Origin of the sequence: Neorhizobium sp. NPDC001467 (genome assembly GCF_050275975.1) — a bacterium.
GTDB lineage: Bacteria > Pseudomonadota > Alphaproteobacteria > Rhizobiales > Rhizobiaceae > Neorhizobium.
Map to the genome: position 1 here is coordinate 14,752 of NZ_JBNNPS010000012.1, position 21,846 is coordinate 36,597.

Sequence of the window (21,846 nt, forward strand, 5' to 3'; positions counted from 1 at the left end):
GTAGCAGAAATGTAAAAGAAATATTGTTGAAACCGGCTTCTTCGTAACGCCGAATTAATGACTTTTATCAATATTCTCGGAAAATTTTATTTGTCGGAGATTTCTGTGAGCTTCAGGTCCTTCATTGCCGGTGACGCGTCGGATGTTCTGGACGCCTTCAACCGTTCCCAGGCCATCATCTCGTTCAAGCCGGACGGCACGATCCTTGATGCCAACGACAATTTCTGTGCTGCCGTGGGCTATGCCCGGAGCGATATTGTCGGCAAGCATCACCGCATCTTCGTGGATCCCCGCGAAGCGCAAACCAGGGAATATGCCGATTTCTGGAAGAAGCTTGCCGCCGGCAAGTTCGACCGCGGTCAATACAAGCGTTTCTCCAAAACCGGCCAGGAAATCTGGATCGAAGCGTCCTACAATCCGGTCATCCGCGGCGGCAAGGTCGTCAAGATCGTCAAGATCGCCAGCGATATCACCGCGGAAAAGGTGCACAGCCTGGAAAGCGACGGCAAGCTGGTGGCGCTGGAACGCGCTCAAGCGATGATCGAATTCACGCCGGAAGGCAAGATCCTCAACGCCAACGACAATTTCCTTGCCGCCTTGGGCTACACGCTCGAGGAAATCGTCGGCAAGCACCACAGCATGTTCTGTGAACCGGCCTATGTCGCCACCCAGCAATATGCCGAGTTCTGGCCGCGTCTGGCGGCCGGCGAATTCTTCAACGACGAATTCAAGCGCTTCGACAAGTCGGGCAAGGCCATCTTCATCCAGGCGACCTACAACCCGATCCTCGATGACGAGGGCAAGGTCTTCAAGGTCGTCAAGTTCGCGACCGACGTCAGCGGCCGCGTGCGCGCATTGCAGGAAATCGGCGCCGGTCTGCAACGGCTTGCCGAATGCAATATCCGCTTCACCATCGATCAGCCCTTCGTGCCGGAATTCGATCATCTGCGCCATGACTTCAACGAATCGCTGGCAAAATTCCAGCAGACGCTGGAACTGGTTCTCACGCAGACGAGCATGCTTTCGACCAAGAGCGGAGAAATGACCGATAGCGCCACCGGCATCGCCCATCGCTCGGAGCAGCAGGCCACCGCACTCGAACAGGCGTCCGCCGCGCTTGAGGAAATCACCGTCACCGTCGGTCAGTCGTCCGAGCGCACGGCGGAAGCCCGCAAGCTGGTCATAGATGCGCGTTCGGCTGCCACCCGGTCGGTCGAAGTGGTCACCTCCACCGTCAACGCCATGGACCGCATCGAAGCGGCATCCAAGGAAATCTCCAACATCATCGGCGTTATCGACGAGATCGCCTTCCAGACCAACCTTCTGGCGCTCAATGCGGGGGTCGAAGCGGCGCGAGCGGGTGAAGCGGGCAAGGGGTTTGCCGTCGTTGCTCAGGAAGTGCGCGAGCTTGCCCAGCGCTCCGCCTCGGCGGCCAAGGAAATCTCCGGTCTGATCCTCAATTCCTCGCGCGAAGTGCAGGAAGGCGTGCGCCTCGTCGGCGCCACCGGCGATGCGCTCAAGGATATCGAGCGCTACGTCCAGTCGATCGACGTCAATATCGAGGCGATTTCTGTTGCCGCTTCGGAACAGTCGACCAGCCTGGGCGAAATCAACTCGGCCGTGGCCTCGCTCGACAAGATGACCCAGGAAAACGCCGCCATGGTCAGCAATATGAGCGCCATTGCCGGCGCGCTCGCCGACGGCGCGACCGAACTTGAAACCCTGGTCAGGCGCTTCAAGCTCAACCGCCGCAAATGGGTGCGCGAGCCGGGTTCGGATGCCGCGAGCCGCGGCACGGATTCCCGCGGTTTCGGCCGCCAGACGCTGTATCTGCCGGCAACCGAGGTCCCCGGCGCCGCTGCGTCGATGATGAAGGCGGTCGCCTGACCGCTTCGATGAGCCGCGAATGACGGAAAACGCCGCGTGTACCAGCACGCGGCGTTTTCTTTTGAACGGATGTTGGCTGGCTCATCGGCGCGAGAGCGCGTCGATCCGCGCCTTCTCCTCCTCGGAGAGCGGCGCTACGGCCTTGAGCGGCGGGCGACGGCGGCTGAACAGGATCATCGTCACCACGCCGATCAGAAGCAGCGCGATCGGAGCCGCCCACAACAGCACCGTCTTGGCGCTCAGGCGCGGCTTCAGCAGCACGAACTCGCCATAACGCGACACGACGTAATCCAGCACCTGCTTGTCGGTGTCGCCATCGGTCAGGCGCTCGCGCACCAGCACGCGCAGGTCCTTGGCCAGTTCGGCATTGCTGTCGTCTATCGACTGGTTCTGGCAGACCATGCAGCGCAGTTGCGCCGAAAGATTTCGGGCTCGCTGTTCCAGAGCCGGGTCTTTCAGGACTTCGTCCGGGTTGACGGCTAAAGCCGGCATGGCGCTTGCCAGAACGAAGAGAGCAATTATCAGACGGCGCATCATTGCGCAGGCTCCATCGCAGCCTTTGCCGTTCGTGCCGCCTTCGCCTTGCGGCTCGGTGCTCCGACACGCAACCGGCGATCGGACAACGATACGAAACCGCCCAGCATCATGATCAGGCAACCGCCCCAGATGCACAGGATGAACGGCTTCCACCAGATGCGCACGACAATGCCGCCATCATCCATCGGGTCGCCCAGCGACACGTAAAGCTGGCTGAACCAGAAGGAAACGATACCGGCCTCGGTCGTCGGCATGCGCCGCGCCGTGTAAAGCCGCTTGGACGACCATGTATCGGCCACGACAACGCCGTCCCTGCCGATGGAGAAATGCCCCTGGTCGTCGGTATAGTTCGGGCCGACCGCATGGCGCATGCCGTCGAACACGATGCTGTAACCGCCCGCCTCAGCCGTCATGCCCTGTTTCATCTCCACCACCGTTTCCGTCTGGTAGGTGGAAACGATGATGATGCCGAGCACGGTTACGCCAAGACCGAAATGCGCCAGCGCCGTGCCGAAAGCGGAACGTGGCAGACCGACGAGACGCCGCCATGCAACGTTGAAGGCGAGCTTGCCGAAATTGGCGCGGTACCAGAGGTCGGCCAGCGCCCCAAGCATCAGGTAACAGGCAAGCGCCAGCCCCAGAGCCGCCATCACCGGTCCGCCATTTTCGATATAGTAGAGCACGAGACCTGCCAGAAAAGCGAAACCAACCACCGCATAAAGCCGCTGCATCGCAGCCAGCAGATCCCCGCGCTTCCACGCCAAAAGCGGCCCGAACGGCACGGCGATGAGAAGCGGGATCATCAACAGGCCAAAGCTGAGGTTGAAGAACGGCGCGCCGACCGAAATCTTTTCGCCCGTCAGCGTTTCCAGAACCAGCGGATACAGCGTGCCGGTCAGAACGGTCGCGCAGGCAACCGTCAGGATGAGGTTGTTGAGAACCAGCGACCCTTCACGCGAAATCGGCTGGAACAGGCCGCCACTCTTCAGGCGCGGCGCGCGCCATGCAAACAGCGTGAACGCGCCGCCGATGAACAGCGTCAGGATGCCGAGGATGAAAATGCCGCGGGTCGGGTCGGTGGCAAACGCATGCACCGAGGTCAGCACGCCCGAACGCACCAGAAACGTGCCGAGCAGCGACAGCGAAAAGGTCATGATCGCCAGAAGCACGGTCCAGATCTTCAGCGCCTCGCGCTTTTCCATCACCAGCGCCGAATGCAGAAGCGCGGTGCCGGCCAGCCACGGCATGAAGGAGGCGTTTTCCACCGGGTCCCAGAACCACCAGCCGCCCCAGCCGAGCTCGTAATAGGCCCAGTAGGAGCCCATCGCGATGCCGGCGGTGAGGAACGTCCAGGCGGCCAGCGTCCACGGCCGCACCCAGCGCGCCCAGGCCGCATCGATGCGGCCTTCTATCAATGCCGCCACCGCAAAGGAGAAACAGACGGAGAACCCGACATAACCGAGATAGAGAAGCGGCGGATGGATGGCGAGGCCGAGATCCTGCAGGATCGGGTTGAGGTCTTGACCCTCTGCCGGCGCCGGATCGAGCCGGATGAACGGATTGGAAGTCAACAGGATGAAGAACAGGAAGGCCGAGGCGATCCAGGCCTGCACCGCCAGGACATTGGCCTTCAGTGTTTCCGGCAGGTTGCTGCCAAACGCCACAACCAGCGCGCTGAACAGCGCGACGATCAGCAACCACAGCATCATCGAGCCTTCGTGATTGCCCCATACGCCGGTGAACTTGTAGAGAAGCGGCATCAGCGAATGGGAATTTTCCCAGACGTTCTTCACCGAAAAGTCGGAAACGACATAGGCCCAGGTCAGGACGCCAAAGGAAAACGCCACCAGCGCAAACAGGATGAGCGAACCGACCGGCGCCAGCGCCATCATCGCTGCATCGCGCCGGGCCGCGCCGATCACCGGCACGACGGAGAGGATCAGCGCCACGGCGAGCGCCAGAACGAGCGCAAAATGACCGATCTCGATGATCATGGTTTGGTCGCTCCCGTTGTCTCGACCTTGGTGGCCCCATCATTTGCCGGTTTTTCCTTGGGGGCGGCCATGCCCTTGCCCGAACCGTCTTCCCACACGCCATCCTTCTTCAGGCGGTCGGCAACTTCCTTGGGCATATAATTCTCGTCATGCTTGGCCAGAACCGAGTCCGCCACGAAGGCATGCGACGTGTCGAACGATCCTTCCGTCACCACACCCTGCCCCTCGCGAAAAAGGTCTGGCAGGATGCCGGTATAGCTCACCGGCACGGTATTCGTGCCATCCGTCACCGTAAACGAGACGGTCGATCCGGCGCCGCGCTTCACCGATCCGGCTTCGACAAGCCCGCCCAGACGGATGCGCGTGCCGGGAGAAATCTGCGCCGTCTTGAGATCACCCGGCATGAAGAAATAGGCGACCGACTGGCTGAAGGCGAACATCACCAGAAGCACTGCCGCCATGTTGAAGCCGACGCCACCGGCAATCACCGCCATGCGTTTCTGTTTGCGGGTCATGGTCTTGCTCCTTCGCCGGCGGAATTTGCGGGGGCGACGCCCATTTCGGTGCCCAGCGCCACGAGCTGGCGACCCTCGCCGGTCGTCGGCGCAAAGGTTTTCAGGCCGGTTTCCAGCGCCTCTGCCGCCTTCTGCCGCTCGCCCAGCACCGCATAGGAGCGAACCAGCCGCAACCAGCCCTCGATATTGTTCGGTTCTTCCTCAAGCCTTGCGGCCAGCGTGTCGACCATGCCGCGGATCGCCGCCTGCCGATCGGGCGCCGCCATCGCGCCGATCGTCGCCACGTCCGCATCGGTCGGATTGCCGGGCGCGCGGCCGGCGCCGGCAACGTCCCTGCCGGCCACGTCTCTGGATGGCACCGTCCCGCCGGTCTTGGCAATATGTTCGTTGACCAGCGCAAGCCATGGCGCCCCCGGCGGCGTATCCCTGGCGAGCGCCTCAAAGGCCTGTCGCGCCTCATCCTGTCTGCCTGCCTGTTCCAGCGCCAGCGCCAGGTAGAATCGCACCCGCGCGTCATCGGGCTTCAGCCTGATCGCCGTCTGGAAGGCGTTACGCGCATCCTCGACGACAATGCCGTCATTGGCCGCCACCAGCGTTTCGCCGAGCCCCGCCAGTCGCGGCGCGCTTTCGCCAAGCAGGCGGATGGCGTTGCGATAGGCCATTTCGGCATCACCGAGACGCTGGGTGCGAAAATAGATCGGCGCCAGAAGATCCCAACCCGCGCCATCGCTCGGGTCCTGCGCCAGATGCCGCTCGGCGCGTGCGATCAGGAGGTTGAGGTCGTTGCCGGGGTTTTCCAGGCGTGCGGCAAGCGGCTGCGCCGGCAGCCAGGGGCTGCCAAGCGCCACGTAAAGACAGAGGCCGATGGCCGGCACGACCAGCGTTACGCCGACGGCTGCCAGCGGCATGCGCCGCCGCGTTGGAACGCCCTTCGCCTTGCCGTACCCGGCCGCCCGTTCGACCTTTTCGGCCGTGGCGATCAGCCGGCGGCCGATTTCAGCACGCGCATATTCAGCCTCTTCCTCACCGATCAGTCCGGTCGCCTTGTCACGCTCGAGTTCCGCGAGCTGGTCGCGATAGACAGCTGCCTCCCCCTCAAGTGTATCGGTCACCGGCGCAGCGGTGCGCACCAGCGGAAAAACGAGAAGCGCGGCCACAGCCGCCGTCAGAAAGGCAAGAATAATCCAAAGCAACATAGGCGCCCATTACCGCAAGCGGCCAAACAGTCAAACCGCATGGCACGCAGTGACGCGAATGTGAGAGCTTCAGAGCCTCGTTGCGCGCCTTTATAGAATGGTTCGAATATACCCGGCTTCGGTCTGGGACAAATGAAATTGACGTCCGGCCGTCCGGATGGCGACCAATTCACCGTTTTGCACGGGAATTTGAAGTCGCTGTGCGCGGCTAAATCCGTTCAGATCAAAGGTGTCCAGGTCCCGTCGGCATTGCGGCAGGCCGTGCCGCGGGCCTTCACCTCGGCGCGGCCGTCCGGCGTGATCGTGTGGGTGTATTGGCGGCAATTTTGCGCGCCGACCTGGAAGGGCGCATTGGCGACGACCTGTCCGCGAATGCCGCTCCCCGCCCAGGTGACCGGCTGACCGCCCGGCGATCCTTCGAGCGCCCGATACTCCGCCTCCAGCGCGCGCTGACGATCGCTTTTGTCGAATTCGATGCCGCTGCGCGAAATCACGCCGCCCTGCAGGGCGGCAATATAGGATGCCGAAGAGACGCGCGTCCCGCTGCCGGAGGTCGTGCAGCTTGCCAGCATGCCCGCCGACAGCAGGGATGAAACAGCGATTCGGACAAAATGAAAGCGCATGCGTCTCCAACCGGTTGGGCCATCGTTACAAGGGTTTCCGGCGTCACGGCCGCAATGCCGTCATCATCGGAAACTTCTGTCAGGCCTCTATTATTTAGCGTCTAATCCCCGCCGGTCGAGGTGGAAAATCGGCCAGCCTCGCTTTTTCCAGCACCGTGTCGCGAACAGCCAAGGGATCGCGCCCTGCCGTCAGGCAGCATCGCGAATGACCGCCGGCAGCAGCAGCCGTGCCCTCAGGCCGCCGCGCGCCCCGCGCGACAGCGCGATCTGGCCCTGATATTCCGAGGTGATCTCGCGCACGATCGAAAGGCCGAGCCCCGTTCCGGGTTTGCTCTCGTCAAGCCTGCGGCCCCGTTTCATCGCTTCCTTGATTTCGTCCGGCTCCAGTCCCGGTCCGTCGTCTTCCACGACGATTTCGATCCAGGTCTTGACCGAGTCGGTGCCTTCCGGCGCCTCGCTCGGGGTGGCCGTCAGGGTCACCGCCAGCTGCGAATGGCGCGCCGCGTTCTCCAGAAGGTTGCCGATCGTCTCCTCGACATCCTGCTGTTCCATGGCCAGCGCCAGACCGCCCGGCGCGACCGAAAGCGCGAACGATTTTTCCGGGTTGAGACGTCGCATCACCCGCACCAGCCGTTCAAGCACAGGCTCCACTTCGGTGCGGGCCAGAAGCGATTCCCGCTGTGCGGCGATGCGGGCGCGGTTGAGATAGGACTGGACCTGTCCCTGCATCGCCTCCGCCTGGCTGCGCACCAGTTCGGAATGTCCCTTGTCGAGCAGCCGCGATTCGTTGAGCAGCACAGCGATCGGCGTCTTCAGCGAATGCGCCAGATTGCCCACCTGCATGCGCGCCCGCTCGACAATGCGGCGGTTGCTTTCGATCAGGGCGTTGGTTTCCACGGCCAGCGGCCGGATCTCACGCGGAAACTCGCCTTCCAGCCGTTCCGCCTGGCCGCGCCGCACCTTTTCCAGCGCCCGCCGCGCCTGGTCGAGCGGCCGCAAGCCGAACAGGATGGCGAACCCGTTGACGATCAGGCTGCAGACCCCGAAAATGACGAGCGCGATATACAGGCTGCGGGTAAAGGCGGCGATATCGTCCGCGACCACGTTGAGGTTGCCCGACACACGGAACCGCGCCGCCCGCCCCTCCCCGTCGAGCACGACCTCGGTCTCCGCCACCAGGACATTGTTCCCATAGGCGTCGGTGGTCGGATAGAAACGCTCATACCGGTTGTTGAAGGGAACTTTCAAAATCGTCGGCACGGCGATGTTGGATGCGCCAAGCGAGGAGGAGGAGAGCGGCTGCGAGGCAAATGTGCCGAGCGGCTCGATGATCCAGTACCAGCCGGTTTCGGGCTGCGAGAAACGCAGATCGCCCAGCTGTGGGCTGCCGGCCAGGTTGTTGTCGTCGCCGATCGCGACCGAATTGATGACGTTGTAAAGCTGCGCCCGCAACAGGTCGGTAAAGGCGCGTTCGGCCGATTGCCGGTAGAGCGCCGTGATGACGAGCGAGATCACCACAAGCGCCACCGCCGACCACAAGGTGGCCAAGAGCAGAACGCGGGCGGTGACGGATCTAATGATCATCGTTCGGCGCTTGCATGCGGTAGCCGAGGCCGCGCACGGTTTCGATCAGGTCGACGCCGATCTTCTTGCGAAGACGGCCGACGAAAACCTCGATCGTGTTCGAGTCGCGATCGAAATCCTGGTCGTACATGTGCTCGATCAGCTCGGTACGCGACACGACCTCGCCCATGTGATGCATCAGATAGGACAGAAGACGGAATTCGTGCGAGGTCAGTTTCAACGCCACGCCGTTGACGGTCGCCTTCGAGGCCTTGGTGTCGAGCCGCACCGGCCCGCAGGCGATCTCGGAGGATGCATGACCGGCCGCGCGACGGATGAGCGCGCGCACCCGTGCCAGGACTTCCTCGACATGAAAGGGCTTGGCGACGTAGTCGTCGGCGCCGGCATCGATGCCCGCCACCTTGTCGCTCCAGCGGTCACGCGCCGTCAGCATCAGCACCGGCATGACCTTGCCGTTACCGCGCCATTTCTCCACCACGGTAATGCCATCGAGTTCCGGCAGGCCGATATCGAGGATCACCGCGTCATAGGGTTCGGTATCGCCGAGGAAATGCCCCTCCTCGCCGTCGAAGGCCTGATCGACGACGTAACCGGCTTCCTTCAGCGCATCGGCCAGCTGCCGGTTGAGATTGACGTCGTCCTCGACCACGAGAATACGCATGTCGGCCTTTCAAAAAATATCAACTGAATATCCCGGCAGCGCCCGCCACCGGACAAGTTACATCGGAACCCGGACGGTCACCTTGCGCGGACGTTCGCCACTGCCCTGCACCAGAACCGTGACGATGCAGGTGCGCCCGTCATTGGAGGGCTGGGCCGACAGAAGCTGCCCGCCGGTATCGCGCACGACCTTGGTCGCGGCATCGCCGCAGTCGCTCGCCACCAGCAGCAAATAATCGCGCGCGCTCGCCTGGATCGGCGAAAGGCCGAACAGCATGCAGGACAGCATTGCGCCGATCATCGATTTTTTCATAGCCACCATTTCCACCCGCAAGAGGGACAGAGTGCGTTTCCGATCCTGATGGAACTATGTAGTGAAAGGCGGCTGAATGGCAAATGAATGGGGCAGACGGCAGGTCCCCCCGCCCCATTCACACCTTATTGTGAGGCGTCACGCCCCGCCGATTTCGGTCCTGGCTGCAATGCGACCGTAGATCGCCAGAAGCCCGCCGATTGCGCCGACGGCGGTGACCGCCAGATCGGCGATTTCACCCTGCGTCGCGTCGTCGATCGTCAGCCCGGTCATCTGCAGAAGCGACGCGGCGATCGCAATCAGCGCGCCCCATACGGTTTTCGACTGGTACCATGCTTTCATGCCATCCATGAGCTTTCTCCTTCGTCACGTTTAAGAACTGATCGTCGCGCTCGTCGCGCCCCCGAGCGCCACCGCGCGCCCCAGTTGGCGCAGCCGCAGCGAAAGGCGCGATTGCAACGCCCCGAAATCACCGGTCTGCGCACCCGCTGTATAAAGGAAGAACGGTTCGGAGACCTCGACCACGCGGACCACCGAATGGTCGGCGAGGATGTCCAGCCGGTAGCGTTCATCGGGCTCGTCGGCGGGAATGTCCGCACCTTCCCAGCTGTCGGCATCCGCTCGCCCACGTCGCCGCCAGGAGAGCGCAATGCTGCCGTCGGCCCGCCAGTCACCCCGCAGATGCACGGGCGAAAGCGGCGTTTCGGCCCGCAATCCGCCGGTAAAGGCAAAGGGTCCGGCCCGCTCGCCCGACAGTCCGGCCGCTTCCACGATCCAGTTCAGCCCCGCGCCACGCTCCTCAAAAGCGAGACCGAGCGGCACCACGGCGGCATCGAGAACCACCACGGCCGCGCCCGCATCCGCACCGGAAGCCATCGCGTCCTCGCTGCCGCCCAGCCCGCGCAGAAGCTCCGTCAGCCGCCAGCGGCCCGCCGCAACCTCCTGCGCCGTGGCAAAGCCGATCACCTCCCAGGCGCCGGAGGTCGTCCTGACGGCCAGCCGGTTGTCGCCGTTCAGCACCGAGAGCCTGTCCGCCGAGGCCAGCCCGTCGAAGAACAGTTCGCATTGCAGATCGCCGGCACGGTCGATCCGGCCGCTGACACGACCGGCGGCCAGCGGCGCCGTCAGCCGGCCGATCCGGGCCGGCCGCTCGATCAGCGTGCGTGTCCGGAAGCCTTCGCCGCTTGCCGAAGACGATATCGCCATGCGCCGCCACGGCCGGCAAAAGGCCGCTACGCGGGCAAAGCTCGCCGCCTCTCCCGGTTCGAACCGCGGCAGGTCGAGGAAATGCACGATGGGCGCGAAGGCAGCCGACGCCTGGCCGGTAACGAGGCGGCCACCACCCCTTGGCGGCGAAACCGCGCTCGCCGCTGCCGGCATGTGCCGGCACGCCTCGATGCGCCGCACTGCCCCGTCCTCGATGCGCTCGATCAGAAAGACGCCATCCGGTCCTCCGGCGATGCGCACCGCATCACCGGTCTCCAGCGCCAGTTCCGTAGGCGACAGGGCAAAGGCAATGCTGCGCCGCGCCGTCCGGTTGTCGCGCAACAGGTCCTCGGCCGCGGCCTGGGCGGTCTCCTGCGCCAGCACACCGGCCAGGTCGCAGCGCAGCACGCGCCGACTTTGCGCATCGGCCATGCGCGAGCGCGCGCTGGCCTGTTCGTAATCGAGCGCCGGGTCGAACGAGGTCAGGATGGCTTCGGCGGCAAAATCGCTGTCATGGCCGCGCGTTTCCGACCAGAGCGGCTGCTCGTCGAGGTCCGCCAGTACGCCGATGTCGCGCGGCGGATGGCTGGTCTTTCCGCGCGATCGGAATGTTAGGCATCCATCCGCCTCCGTCACATCGATGCGGAAGGCCAGAAGCAGAGGCTCGATCAGCGCGCGCGCGGAGGCAAGCTCGCCCTGCACATAGCCGGTCAGATCGCCGCTAACCTGCGATACGTCGAAATCCTCGAACCCGTGCTCGCTCAGGATGGCGGCAATCGTATCGGCGAGCGTGGTCGCGCCCAGCCGCCCGTTCAGCCAATGGCCGGTGCGCCAGTTGCCGCCATCGCTCCACACCGAAAGATCCTCGGGAAAGGCGGGATAGGGCCGCGCATCCCAGCTCCAGACGAAAATATGACCGGGATCGACCATGCGTTGTTCGACCTGCGGGCCTGCCTGCCACCAACCGTGATGCGCCTCCAGAAAACGCCGCTGCATGCTGTCGCAGCGCGCCCCGCTGGAAAAGCCGGGCGCCTGGCTTTCCGAGGATTTCGGGTCGAGAAACAGGTTCGGTGCGTTGGCGCCCTTGTCGATCGCCGCACAGCCGAGTTCGGTGAACCATATCGGCTTTGCGCCCGGCCGCCATGCCGTCGGCTGCGCGCGTTCGCGTCCGCCCGCCCGGTCGAAATGCAGGTTGCTCCACCAGCCGGACAGATCCTTGTTGCGGAACGTCCACGGCTTTGCCGCCAGTCCGTCCTCGATCGGCAGGCGACGCCGTGCCGCCCGGTCGTCATCGCTGGCATAATACCAGTCGAACCCCTCGCCGCCGGTGATCGCCCTTTGCATCGCCGCCGCGTCGTCGGCAACGCGTGCGCCGTCCGGGTTTGCCGCAGCCAGATCGTCATCGCGCCAGTCGCTGAGCGGCATGTAATTGTCGATGCCGACCGCATCGATGGCGGCAGAGGCCCAAAGCGGATCGAGATGGAAGAACACATCGCCGGAACCGTCCTGCGGATGATAGCCGAAATATTCGCTCCAGTCGGCCCCATAGGTCAGTTTCGTCGCGGGTCCGACGATCGCCCGGACATCCTGCGCCAGCCGCACGAGTTCGCGCACAAAGGGAAAGCCGCCGTCCTCGTCGCGCACCTGCGTCAGCCCGCGCAGTTCCGAACCAAGGATCAGGCCGTCGACGCCGCCGGCCGCCGCGCACAGGCGCGCGTAATGCAGGAGCATCCGCCGATAGCCATCCGGGCGGGCCGAGAAACTCTCGATCTGCGCCCGCGCAGCAGAGCTCCGGTCAGGCGAGCCTGCCTGCCCCGGCGCCGGGTGGCAGGTCATGCGCCCACGCCAGGGATAGGCCGCCTGCATGGCCCCACCATAGGGATCAGGCAAACCGTTGTTCGTCGGCACATCCATCATGACGAATGGATAGAGATAGACTTCAAGACCGCGCGCCTTCAGGTCAGCGATGGCTTGGCGCAGGTCCGCATCACCCGGCGTACCGCCATAGGCCGGCCCGCCTCCTTCACCATCGCCGGCCCTGCTGCTGATGAGATGCGCATCGCCGCGACCGAGGCCCGCGACCGACCATGTCAGGCTTTCGCCGTCGCGATGGCGTACTTCCACGCCGGGCAGGATGCGGCAGGCGCCGGCCCGCAGATCGGTCGCGAACCAGGAAACGACCAGCGCCACCCGTTCGAGGTTCGGGCAGACCGATACCAGTTCGTCGATCGACGCTTGCCAGTCGGTCGCCGCCGTCAATGTATTGCGGTTGAGGATCCGTGCCGACCCCTCTGCGACCGTCTCCTTGACCGGCACCGTCGCATAGCCATGCTCCGTCGCGCCGGGAATGATCGTGACCGCGCGGATCTGCTTCTCCAGCACGCCCACCGGACGCAATACCTCGAACTGCATCAGCGGCAACCGGTTGCCGAACGTGTCGAGCGGCAGATGGTCGAACACAGCATAGGCGAGCCCGCGATAGGCCGGCGCGCGGCCCTCGCCCTGCTTGGCCTCGATCAACGGGTCCGGCAACTGGTCCGGCGAACCGTCATAGACCCGCATTTCGATGCCGGTGAGGTCCAGTTCCCTTCCGTCCGCCCAGACCCGCCGCACCCCGGCAATCGGTCCCTCGCAGATCCCCACGGCCAGATTGCCGAAATAGGAAAACGTCTCGATCGTCGGCCCGCGCGTCGCCTTGGCGCCGCTGCGTTCGCGCGTCACTCTTTCCTGAAAGCGCGTCGCCCAGATCAGCGTGCCGCCAACCCTGGCGGTGCCATAAACCCGGTTGATGGCCGTGCCCTCGTCGGCGCCGGGAATACGCGCCGTCGCCAGCCGTGCGCCCGAAACCGTGCGGCTGCCATTGATCAGTGCACGATCGACGGCGCTACCAGCCAGCGCGCCCGCCGCCCGCCCGATAATCGCCCCAACAGGTCCGAAGACGCCGCCAAGCGCGGCCCCCGCCGCCTGGAAGAGGATCGTGGCCACAGAAAACCTCACATCTGTCGAAAAGGAAAAATGGGCCGATGCCCGTCACCCAGCGGAACCCGACGGGCCTCGCCGTCCATCGTCTTGTAACGCAGCCGATCAGCAGCCGATCAGCAGCCGATCAGCAGCCGATCAGCAGCCGATCAGCAGCCGATCAGCAGCCGAGGCGGCCACCCGACAACGGAACGCTGTCAAGGCGTCACAACAGCCGCGCCCGTCCCGCTGCTCACAGCGGTCGCCCGGCCACGCCTGTCATGTCCACCATATCGAAACGCCCAACAGCACATGCTCGGCTGTTCAGCCCCCGCTATCATCCCGGCAGACATCAGGAACGCCGACGCAGGAAGGCTGCAATGGCCACCGGACCTTCACGCCTCCGAGGCCACGACTTGCCCGGACACGTTAGCCACGCCAGACTCCCATGACGCCATCTGTCGTGGCCGCCAGCAAATCGACCTCAACGGCTCTGCGCGTCGCCGAACCGGTGCACGGCCGCAATGCGTCGCCGCCATGAGGGCACCAGCACCGAGCGCGTCACCGCCGCCTGCTCGTAGGCGTGGATGAACCGATCGTCTCCGCAAAAAATGCCGGCATGCTTGGCCGCGCAATCGGGCCGCCAGCGAAACAGGAGAACGTCGCCCGGCATCATCGCGGCCATTGCCACCGGCGGCCCGAACAGACGCAGCCCGGCCGCCAGCAGCCGGTCGTTGCCACCGCGTTCGGCCCAGTCCGCGGCGTAAGGCGGAACGACCTCCGGCTCGGCGCCATAAAGCGCCCGCCACACGCCGCGGATCAGCCCGATACAATCGCAGCCGACGCCGAGTGTGGCGCCCTGATGCCGATAGGGCGTGCCGATCCATTGTTCGGCCAGTTGCACCACGCGTGCGCCGGTCGGCGTCTCCACGGCGATCACGGGAAGATCGGGCTGCCGTCATGCAGCCGCTCCCCATCGGCGAAGGAATAGGCGAAATCCGCCCCGGGCACATGCGGAAACCCGCGAAAGTTCAACTGATTGGCAAATTTCTCCCGACATGTCGCAAAGCTCTTGTCGCAGCCGGCCGTCACGGAAAACGCCTCGCCTGCAGCAATCTCCCGCTCGGCCGGCAACCACAGGTCAAGCTGCGCCGTGCCGTCAGGCGCAAGACCATGGCTGTCGATCTCGAACGCGTCCCCCGCATCGAACGACAACCGGCCTCGACTGAAAAAGCCGCTGGCGAAACCCGCAAGGCCGGCAACCGTCAGCCGCGAGCGATCGCGTGCCGTCAGCACCATGCCGCGGCCGCGATAGGCGGAAATATCCACCCGGCACCGGCCGTCTCCCAGGCGCGCATCGCAACGCCGCCCATAGACCCGTCCCTGCGGCTGGTCGAGCCGGTGCGCCAGGCTGCGCAGCTCGGCGGTAAACTGCCCGCCGGCGCGGCTGACTTCGCCGATCTCGCGCAGGCTGAGCCGCATCGTCTGATCCGGCGCTTGCCAGTTGACGGCGAGAAGCTCCACCCGCGCGCCGTCGAAGACGCCGGATGCCAGATCCGCCTCGGCGATGAGATCGCTGGAAAAGCCGCCCGCCACCGTGTCGGCGCTTGCCGAAAGCCCGCTCTCGGTCTGCGCCTCGCTGGCGGCAAATCCGCTCGACGCAAAAAACAGCGTGCCGTCGGCGATAAGGTCGCCGTCGTGATCTGTAAAGCCGAGGACGACCCCGTCGCGGCGTGTCACCCGCCAGCAATGACATAGGGTGGTGACATCGCCTTCCAGATGCGCCGCAAGCGGCGCCGGTATGGCTCTCATGGCAGGATCTCCGTCAGCGGAATGGTCGGAATGCGCCCGGCATCGAAGCCGGAAAGGTTGACATCGATCCGGTCGATATCGAAGCGCACTGGCACGTCGAATTCGTAGCCCGCCGTCACCACGGCTCCAGGCGCCGGCACCGCCTCGGCGGCGAAGGTCACTGCGCCCGTGCCGGGATCCAGCGCCCACCCTTGCGCAACCGGATCGCCGTCCACTGCCAGCAGCAGCGATCCCGCCACCGGCTTTGCGATCGCGCGCTCGAAGCCGCCGCCGGCATCCGCATAGGTCTTCGCCAGCTGGAACACGCGGCGCTGCCCGTCGCCCACCCCGATCACCTGATCGTCCGCCGACACCGCCTGCAACGGCCCGCAGGATTTCCAGTCGAGCGGATCGCGAAAGCGAAAGCCGTAAAGCTGCCCGCCGCGGGCTTCGAAAAACGCCAGAACTTCGTAGAGATCGGAGATCGAGCGGATGCCCGAACCGGCATCATAGCTGCGCCGCGAATGGCGCCAGCGGCCGTTGCGCTGCTCGCGGCCGTTGGAAAGATTGACGATCTCGGTGCGCCGCACGGGGCCGCCGCTCACCCCCAAAGCCACCCGGAGGGGAAACCGCACGTCATGAAAGCCACTCATCCTTGACCGCTCCATTGATTGTCATTGCCGCCTCCCCGCCATCGTCGAGGCCGCCCGACCCGCATGTGGCTCCGCAACGGCGTGCCGGCACGGAGCCAGATCCGATCGGCTCGCCTTCGGTTCGCCCTAAGCCGCCAATGTGCCACGCGGCCGTCCCACGCGCCGGTCCCGTCCCGCGCCGCGCGGTCTTGTCCAGCCCAGCACAGCCCAGACGCACTCCGAAACCCATATGCGCTTCGCCCTGCGGCCAGACATTGCCAATCTCCGGGCTCAAGGCGTGCGGTCTCACGCGCCGCTGTCCACGCGCAACGCTACCCTCCCGAACGGCGATCTGGCTTTCGCTCTCGCAAAAGCGCACCGCATCGCTCGCCGCCACCTTGGGACGATCTGCGACATCGAGGCATGGCCGCCGCCGGGCGCTGCGGCCGCCGGTCACCACCCGAGCGCGCCGTCCACGCCGCAACTGTTAGCCGCTCCACAAGGCAAGCGGACGCGTCCCGGCCCAAGGCGCGCCGTCCTCAGCGCCGCACTGTCAACCCGCTACGCCGCCCGCCGGAAGGCGACAATCTGGCCATCACTCTTGCGAAGGCGCACCGCATCCGTCGCCGTCACCTTGAGACGATCTGCGGCATCGGGCACTGCCGCCGCCGTCGCCACCGAGCGCGCTGTCTAGTCCAATCCACGCCGCAGCCGTAGCCGTTCCGTCATGCCGGCCGACGCCTCCATTCCTGTCCGGGGCGCCGTCTCACACGCCGCACTGTCCGCGGGCGACGCTGCACGCCGGAAGGCGGCAATCTGGCTTTCACTCCAGCGAAAGCGTGCCGTATCGCTCGCCGTCACCTTGAGACGATCTGCAGTATTGGGACACTGCCGCCGGCAGCTGCTACGCCGAACCAGTCGCACCGTCAGCGCCGCAACGTCACCCGCCCCGCAATGCAAGCGAACGTGTCCATTCCCCGACCAAGGCGGGCCATCTCACACGCCGCTGTCCACGCGCAGCGCTACCCTCCAGAACGGCGATCTGGCTTTCGCCCTTGCAAAAGCGCACCGCATCGCTCGCCGTCACGTTGAAGGCGATCTGCGGCATCGGGGTACGGCCGCCGGTCGCTACGCCGAGCACACGATCCGGTCCGCGCTACAGCGGAAGCCACCCGTCATGCCGGCAGACATCGCCATTCTCCCGCCCAAGACGCGCTCGCTCACACGCCGCGCTGTCCGCGCGCCACGCTGCGCACCAGAAGGGCGGCGATCTGGCCTTCTCTTGGAAAAGAGCGCCGCATCGGTCGCCGTCACGTTGAAGGCGATCTGCGCATCAGAGCGCCGCAGCCGCCAGTTGCCACGCCGAGCACACGATCCGGTCCGCGCTACAGCGGAAGCCGCCCCGCCATGCGGGCAGACATCGCCATTCTTCCGCCCAAGACGCGCTCGCTCACACGCCGCGCTGTCCGCGCGCCACGCTGCGCACCAGAAGGGCGGCGATCTGGCCTTCGCTCTTGCGAAAGCTTGCCGCATCGGTCGCCGTCACATTGAAGACGATCTGCGGCATCGGTGCGCCGCCGCCACCGGTTGCAACCCCGAGCGCGCCGTCCGGTCCGCGCCGCAGCGGCAGGATCGCCTCCGCGCCGGCTTCGCCCATCAGGCCCAGGTTGCCGCCGCCCATGGGAAAGAAGCTTGGGCTGCGCACCACGCCGCCATCGGCAAAGGGCGTCACGGAGCCGACGAAGGAGCCGATCGCATTCGACAGGAGGCCCTCCAGCGGCTTCAACCCTGCGGCAAGCGCGATATCGGTCAGCCGGTTGCCAAGTCCCTTCAGCACGTCGTCGAGCCCGCGCCCGCCGACCGTGGCCGAACGCAGGGCCGCCGTCAGCGCCGACCCGAACCGGTGCGAGCGCGCCTCGAGATCGGCCATGACCTCGCTCAGCGCCTGCGCGCCCGAAACCGTGTCGGTCATCGTCCCGTCTTCTTCCATTCCACAGCTCCGATCTGCCGGTCATTGTCACATTCAAGGCCAGGCCTTCGCCGGCTGCGTTTTTCATCCGTCCGGAAAGGCCGTCATCAATCCTTGCAGTTGCTCACGCGACAGGAGCGGCCCGGCGCTCTTGCCGGCGACGCTCCTGGCCAGACCGCCGGCCATGGCAAAAAATTCCCGCGGCGTCAGCGCCCAGAACGTCGAGGGGGCCAGCCGCAGCCGGCAAAGTCCGACATGGATCACCGCATCCCATGGAAACGGTTCCACACCCGTCGCTTCGCCCGCTGCGGCACTCAAGGGTTTGCGACAACCACTCCTTGCGCCGTCTCGTCGCCGCCCGAAGCCTCCCCGAAGGTCGCCTCCAGCAGATCGCCGACGACGCGCGCATAACCGGCAAGTCCGCCCTCGACGCTCATCGCCGCCACATCGGCGTCCGACAACAGGTTGCCGCCGCCGCGCAGGCCCGCCCCGATCAGGCAGATCATGTCGCCGGCCTTGAGCTGTCCGGACGCGAAACGGGCCGCAAGCCCGGTCAGGTCGCCGACCGCAAAGGCGGTTTCCAGTTCCGCCAGCGCGCCGAGCGTCAGGCACAGGATGCGGCACTCGCCGTCCAGCACCGCCTCCACCTCGCCACGCCGGCGGTTGGCGCGCGCGCCGGGTTTTGCCGAAAGGCCCGCCGCCGCCATCACACGGCTCCAAACGCAAGGCTGCCGGCCGATTCCAGCGCCAGTTCGAAACGCACCTCGCCGTCGTGATCGCCGGAATATTCGAGCGCGGTGATCTGGAACGGTCCGCTGATCCTGCCGAAATCGGGGATCAGCACCTGCCAGACGAGAATGGCACCAGCAAAAAACGTCTCGCGCACCAGGGCATCCGATGCCTGGTCCTTGAAAATGCCGGCCCCGGTCAGCGAAGCCCGCTGCACGCCGGCGCCCCCCAGCAGTTCCCGCCAGCGCCCCGCGCTTTCGGCATCGGTCACATCCACCGTCTGCGTATTGAAGGCCAGCCGGCGCGACCTAAGCCCCGCCACGGTCTGAAAGCCGCTGCCGCCGTCCAGCTTCAACAACAGGTCCTTGCCCTTTTGCGCCACCATGCCCGTGCTCCCTTGCCAATCCTTCTAATCTGGGTGCCCTGTATCTGGGGGCCTGTATCTGGGCCCCCGTGATCTGGACACCCGTGATCTGAACACCCGTGATCTGGGCTCCTGTGATCAGACGCCGCAAACGCGCTTCCCGCCTGCGGCAGCGCCTGCTAGACATCAGGACCGACGGGGACCGGCATGACCTTTTTGCCCGGTCCCGCCCGCCCTCTTGTCCGCCCCCTTGCCCGTTGTCGAGCCGCGTCTTCCCATGTCCTCTTCACGCCGTTCAGCCCGGATCATCGGCGTTCTTGCCGTCACGCAGCTGATCGGCTGGGGCACGACCTTCGAATCCGTCGGCGTGCTCGGCCGCAGGCTGGCGCCCGATCTCGGCCTTGCAAACGAGGTCGTCTATGCCGGCCTGTCGGTGATGATGATGGTGAGCGCGCTGGTCAGCCCGCTTGTCGGACGGCTGATGGAGCGCCACGGGGCTGCCCGCGTCATGGCGGCCGGCTCGCTGTTCTTCGCCGCCGGCCTGTGTCTTCTCGCCGCATCGGGTGGCCTCTTCACCTATGCCGCCGCCTGGGTCGTTCTCGGGCTCGGCGGCGGCTTCGTCCTGTCCGCACCCGCCTTTACCGCCGTCGTCGAGCGCGAAGGTTCAGACGGTCGCCGCACGATCGCCATCCTGATGCTGTTCACCGGCCTGTCGGCGACGATCTTCTGGCCCCTGCTCAGCCTTGCCACGGACATGGCCGGCTGGCGCCAGACGTTTCTGATGGCGGCCGTCCTGCATGCGGTCGTCTGCGTACCGCTCTATCTGTTCGGCCTTCCCAAGCCCCTTGCCCATGAAACCGCGGATGCCAGGAGCGATCTTGAACCGGTGCCACTACGCGAGGGCGAACGAAAACGCGCCTTTCTTCTCGTGGCGATCACCACCTCCATCGCATCCTTCGTCACCTTCGGCCTGTCGCCGTCGCTTCTCGAAGTGCTGGAGCGGTTCGGCGCCACGCCGCAATTTGCGCTGCAGCTCGCCGCCGCCCGCGGCGTCCTCGGCATTTCCGCCCGCGGCGTCGACATGGCGCTCGGCAGGCGCGGCAGTCCTTTCGTCACCTCGGTCACCGGCTGCAGCCTCATGGTCGCGGCCTTTGCCGGCCTTCTCATTCTGCCGGCATCGGCCGCAACGCTCTGGCTTTTCATCGCGCTTTACGGCTTCGGCTCGGGCATCCTCGTTGTGGCCCGCGCGCTTCTGCCGCTGGCGCTGTTTTCGCCGCGCGACTACGGCCGGCAGGCGACCCGCCTCGCCATGCCGCAAAACATCGCCAATGCGCTAGCTCCCGTCATTTTCACCGGTCTGATCGATCGCGCCGGCAGTGCCAGTGCCGTCGCCATCGCCATCCTGCTCGCGGGCGTCGCGCTTGCGGCCATCATCATGCTGATCGCATTGGTCCGTCGGGTCAAAGCGCGGGCGGCGGCTGCTCCGTCACGGCCCTGAAACGCATCTCTGCCAGCTGAAATTTCGTCTTCGGCTCACGCCGCGTGCGCGTCCCGCGATGCAGCAGGCTGACCAGCAATCCGTCCCCCAGCACCAGCGCCGCGTCGTGCAGAAGCGCGTGCACCCGGGCCGCGATCGCTTGCGCCTCGCGCCGCCCTTCCGCCAGCGACCACACATCGAGCGTGATCAGATGCACCTCCAGCGTCTCCCCGTCGGCCGGGCGGCTGTCGATCCCGCCGAACACGATACAGGGCATTGTCGCCCGCGCCAGCAGGCGGTCGCGCACGCCTTCAGGACCCACCAGAGCGGTCAGTTCGGGATCGCCGGAAAGCCGCGCGAAAATCGCCGTCATCAGCGCATTGGCCGCCACCATCATACGCCCTCCTCCTCGCAATGACACACGAGGTAACGCCCCGTCTCGTCGGGGTCGCGCACCGCCTTGATGGCAAATACCCGGCTGCCCCGGCAAAACCTTTGCCCGCCGGCAATGCCGTCGCGAAACCGCACCCAGATCCGGTGCGTCACCACCGCCGTCTCCGCCGCCGCGCCCTTTTCCGTCACCACGAAGGAAACCGGTTCGATCCGTGCCCACATCGACGAGACGACCGACCAGCGAGGTACTGCCCCACCCTGCCCGTCCGGCTGGGGCTCGGCCGTTTCGAGATCCAGCCGCGCCGTCATCTGTCCGGGATCGAAAAACGTAACCGGCATGGCTCAAAGCCTCCGCTGGCGCCAGGCGGCAATCAGCCGCTCATAGCCTTGCGGAATGCCAGCGGGCTGATCCTGCGCCGCCACGACACCACGAAACGCAAACATGTGCGCCACATGCACCAGCAATGCCCGTTTCAGCACGTCCGGCACGTCGGTTCCCGCCTCCCCGAAACCGGCAGCAAACGTAATCTCGATCCCGTTCATCGCCTGTCCCGGTGCCGGCGGATCGCGCAGCCAAAGGCGTGCCGGCCGCGCCTCGCCATCGAGCAGATGCGCGTTAAGCGATACTTCGGCCGGCATGCCGGCATGGTCGTAAACCGTCACGGCCTCGATGGCGCGCAGAGGATATCTGGCAATCTTCACGATGCCGTCTCGCGGCCAGGCATCAAGACACAGCCGCCAGTTCTGCGCCAGCAGGCAAAGCCCGGTCTCGCGCTCCAGATGCTGGCGAGCCGTGGCGACGAGAGACGCGACAAGCGCATCCTCCTCGTCGCCGTCGAGGCGCAGATGCGCTTTGGCTTCGGCAAGCGTGATCGGCTCCGCCGTCGGTGGAGTGGTCAGGATATAGGTCATCAGAGGTCCCGCAAGGTTGCGATATGAGGTGCAAGGCGCGAGCATGCCGAACGAAAGAAGGCGACCGCCAATCCGGGTCGCCCTCTACTTACCATTCGCCATTCAC

General features: G+C 65.4%; 23 protein-coding genes. 2 read left to right on the top strand and 21 right to left on the bottom strand.

The genetic code is table 11. The features are described 5' to 3' along the window. The first annotated feature begins 105 nt into the window (after nt 1-105). Complete coding sequence (locus tag ACQKKX_RS18420) at nt 106-1,887, top strand: methyl-accepting chemotaxis protein (RefSeq protein ID WP_427572724.1); 1,782 nt, start codon at nt 106-108, stop codon at nt 1,885-1,887. A gap of 81 nt (nt 1,888-1,968) precedes the next feature. Here ACQKKX_RS18420 and ACQKKX_RS18425 read toward each other — a convergent pair whose 3' ends face one another. From ACQKKX_RS18425 to ACQKKX_RS18510, 18 genes are all read right to left on the bottom strand, one after another. Continuing rightward, nucleotides 1,969-2,424: a cytochrome c-type biogenesis protein gene (locus tag ACQKKX_RS18425; protein ID WP_427572726.1), complete on the bottom strand. Its 456-nt coding sequence runs from the start codon at nt 2,422-2,424 to the stop codon at nt 1,969-1,971. After that, nucleotides 2,421-4,418, bottom strand: a complete 1,998-nt coding sequence (locus ACQKKX_RS18430; RefSeq protein WP_427572727.1) for a heme lyase CcmF/NrfE family subunit — start codon at nt 4,416-4,418, stop codon at nt 2,421-2,423. Before ACQKKX_RS18430 ends, ACQKKX_RS18425 begins: the two co-directional genes overlap by 4 nt. Then, nucleotides 4,415-4,933, bottom strand: a complete 519-nt coding sequence (gene ccmE, locus ACQKKX_RS18435) for a cytochrome c maturation protein CcmE (RefSeq protein WP_427572729.1) — start codon at nt 4,931-4,933, stop codon at nt 4,415-4,417. Before ccmE ends, ACQKKX_RS18430 begins: the two co-directional genes overlap by 4 nt. Then, complete coding sequence (ccmI, locus tag ACQKKX_RS18440) at nt 4,930-6,129, bottom strand: c-type cytochrome biogenesis protein CcmI (protein ID WP_427572730.1); 1,200 nt, start codon at nt 6,127-6,129, stop codon at nt 4,930-4,932. Before ccmI ends, ccmE begins: the two co-directional genes overlap by 4 nt. Nucleotides 6,130-6,347: 218 nt before the next feature. Then, nucleotides 6,348-6,701 (bottom strand): hypothetical protein, encoded by a 354-nt coding sequence (locus ACQKKX_RS18445; RefSeq protein WP_427572896.1) that lies wholly within the window; start codon nt 6,699-6,701, stop codon nt 6,348-6,350. A gap of 240 nt (nt 6,702-6,941) precedes the next feature. Continuing rightward, complete coding sequence (locus ACQKKX_RS18450; protein WP_427572732.1) at nt 6,942-8,336, bottom strand: ATP-binding protein; 1,395 nt, start codon at nt 8,334-8,336, stop codon at nt 6,942-6,944. After that, complete coding sequence (locus tag ACQKKX_RS18455; protein ID WP_427572734.1) at nt 8,326-8,997, bottom strand: response regulator transcription factor; 672 nt, start codon at nt 8,995-8,997, stop codon at nt 8,326-8,328. The genes ACQKKX_RS18450 and ACQKKX_RS18455 overlap by 11 nt, the downstream gene beginning before the upstream one ends. Before the next feature lie 57 nt (nt 8,998-9,054). Then, a complete protein-coding gene (locus ACQKKX_RS18460) occupies nt 9,055-9,273 on the bottom strand; it encodes a hypothetical protein (RefSeq protein WP_427572897.1) in 219 nt (72 codons plus the stop codon). 174 nt (nt 9,274-9,447) lie between these two features. Beyond that, nucleotides 9,448-9,660: a hypothetical protein gene (locus tag ACQKKX_RS18465; protein ID WP_427572736.1), complete on the bottom strand. Its 213-nt coding sequence runs from the start codon at nt 9,658-9,660 to the stop codon at nt 9,448-9,450. A gap of 21 nt (nt 9,661-9,681) precedes the next feature. Beyond that, nucleotides 9,682-13,500 carry a baseplate multidomain protein megatron gene (locus tag ACQKKX_RS18470; protein WP_427572738.1) on the bottom strand — a complete coding sequence of 1,273 codons (3,819 nt, stop codon included), beginning with the start codon at nt 13,498-13,500 and terminating at the stop codon, nt 9,682-9,684. Nucleotides 13,501-13,957: 457 nt separating this feature from the next. Continuing rightward, nucleotides 13,958-14,413: an NlpC/P60 family protein gene (locus ACQKKX_RS18475; RefSeq protein WP_427572739.1), complete on the bottom strand. Its 456-nt coding sequence runs from the start codon at nt 14,411-14,413 to the stop codon at nt 13,958-13,960. Then, entirely contained in the window at nt 14,410-15,285 is an 876-nt protein-coding gene (locus tag ACQKKX_RS18480) for a DUF2163 domain-containing protein (protein WP_427572741.1), read from the bottom strand. Before ACQKKX_RS18480 ends, ACQKKX_RS18475 begins: the two co-directional genes overlap by 4 nt. Further along, nucleotides 15,282-15,917, bottom strand: coding sequence for a phage distal tail protein, Rcc01695 family (locus ACQKKX_RS18485; RefSeq protein ID WP_427572742.1), 636 nt, complete (start codon nt 15,915-15,917; stop codon nt 15,282-15,284). The genes ACQKKX_RS18480 and ACQKKX_RS18485 overlap by 4 nt, the downstream gene beginning before the upstream one ends. Before the next feature lie 919 nt (nt 15,918-16,836). Continuing rightward, nucleotides 16,837-17,037: a hypothetical protein gene (locus ACQKKX_RS18490; RefSeq protein WP_427572744.1), complete on the bottom strand. Its 201-nt coding sequence runs from the start codon at nt 17,035-17,037 to the stop codon at nt 16,837-16,839. Between the two features lie 309 nt (nt 17,038-17,346). Beyond that, nucleotides 17,347-17,886, bottom strand: a complete 540-nt coding sequence (locus tag ACQKKX_RS18495) for a phage tail tape measure protein (protein ID WP_427572745.1) — start codon at nt 17,884-17,886, stop codon at nt 17,347-17,349. Between the two features lie 63 nt (nt 17,887-17,949). Continuing rightward, nucleotides 17,950-18,183 carry a rcc01693 family protein gene (locus ACQKKX_RS18500; RefSeq protein WP_427572746.1) on the bottom strand — a complete coding sequence of 78 codons (234 nt, stop codon included), beginning with the start codon at nt 18,181-18,183 and terminating at the stop codon, nt 17,950-17,952. After that, the gene (locus ACQKKX_RS18505) at nt 18,180-18,572 is read right to left on the bottom strand and encodes a gene transfer agent family protein (protein WP_427572748.1); all 393 of its coding nucleotides are present in this window, start codon (nt 18,570-18,572) and stop codon (nt 18,180-18,182) included. The genes ACQKKX_RS18500 and ACQKKX_RS18505 overlap by 4 nt, the downstream gene beginning before the upstream one ends. Next, nucleotides 18,572-18,979, bottom strand: coding sequence for a phage major tail protein, TP901-1 family (locus ACQKKX_RS18510; RefSeq protein WP_427572749.1), 408 nt, complete (start codon nt 18,977-18,979; stop codon nt 18,572-18,574). Before ACQKKX_RS18510 ends, ACQKKX_RS18505 begins: the two co-directional genes overlap by 1 nt. Nucleotides 18,980-19,235: 256 nt before the next feature. Between ACQKKX_RS18510 and ACQKKX_RS18515 the strand changes: the two genes are divergently transcribed. Next, the gene (locus ACQKKX_RS18515) at nt 19,236-20,456 is read left to right on the top strand and encodes an MFS transporter (protein WP_427572750.1); all 1,221 of its coding nucleotides are present in this window, start codon (nt 19,236-19,238) and stop codon (nt 20,454-20,456) included. Here the strand turns inward: ACQKKX_RS18515 and ACQKKX_RS18520 are convergent. From ACQKKX_RS18520 to ACQKKX_RS18530, 3 genes are read right to left on the bottom strand one after another with little or no spacing between them, the layout of a single operon-like run. Beyond that, nucleotides 20,419-20,829 carry a DUF3168 domain-containing protein gene (locus tag ACQKKX_RS18520; protein WP_427572898.1) on the bottom strand — a complete coding sequence of 137 codons (411 nt, stop codon included), beginning with the start codon at nt 20,827-20,829 and terminating at the stop codon, nt 20,419-20,421. The genes ACQKKX_RS18515 and ACQKKX_RS18520 overlap by 38 nt on opposite strands. Then, nucleotides 20,829-21,167 carry a phage head closure protein gene (locus ACQKKX_RS18525; protein WP_427572752.1) on the bottom strand — a complete coding sequence of 113 codons (339 nt, stop codon included), beginning with the start codon at nt 21,165-21,167 and terminating at the stop codon, nt 20,829-20,831. Before ACQKKX_RS18525 ends, ACQKKX_RS18520 begins: the two co-directional genes overlap by 1 nt. 3 nt (nt 21,168-21,170) lie before the next feature. Next, the gene (locus ACQKKX_RS18530; RefSeq protein WP_427572754.1) at nt 21,171-21,740 is read right to left on the bottom strand and encodes a head-tail connector protein; all 570 of its coding nucleotides are present in this window, start codon (nt 21,738-21,740) and stop codon (nt 21,171-21,173) included. Between the last annotated feature and the right edge of the window lie 106 nt (nt 21,741-21,846).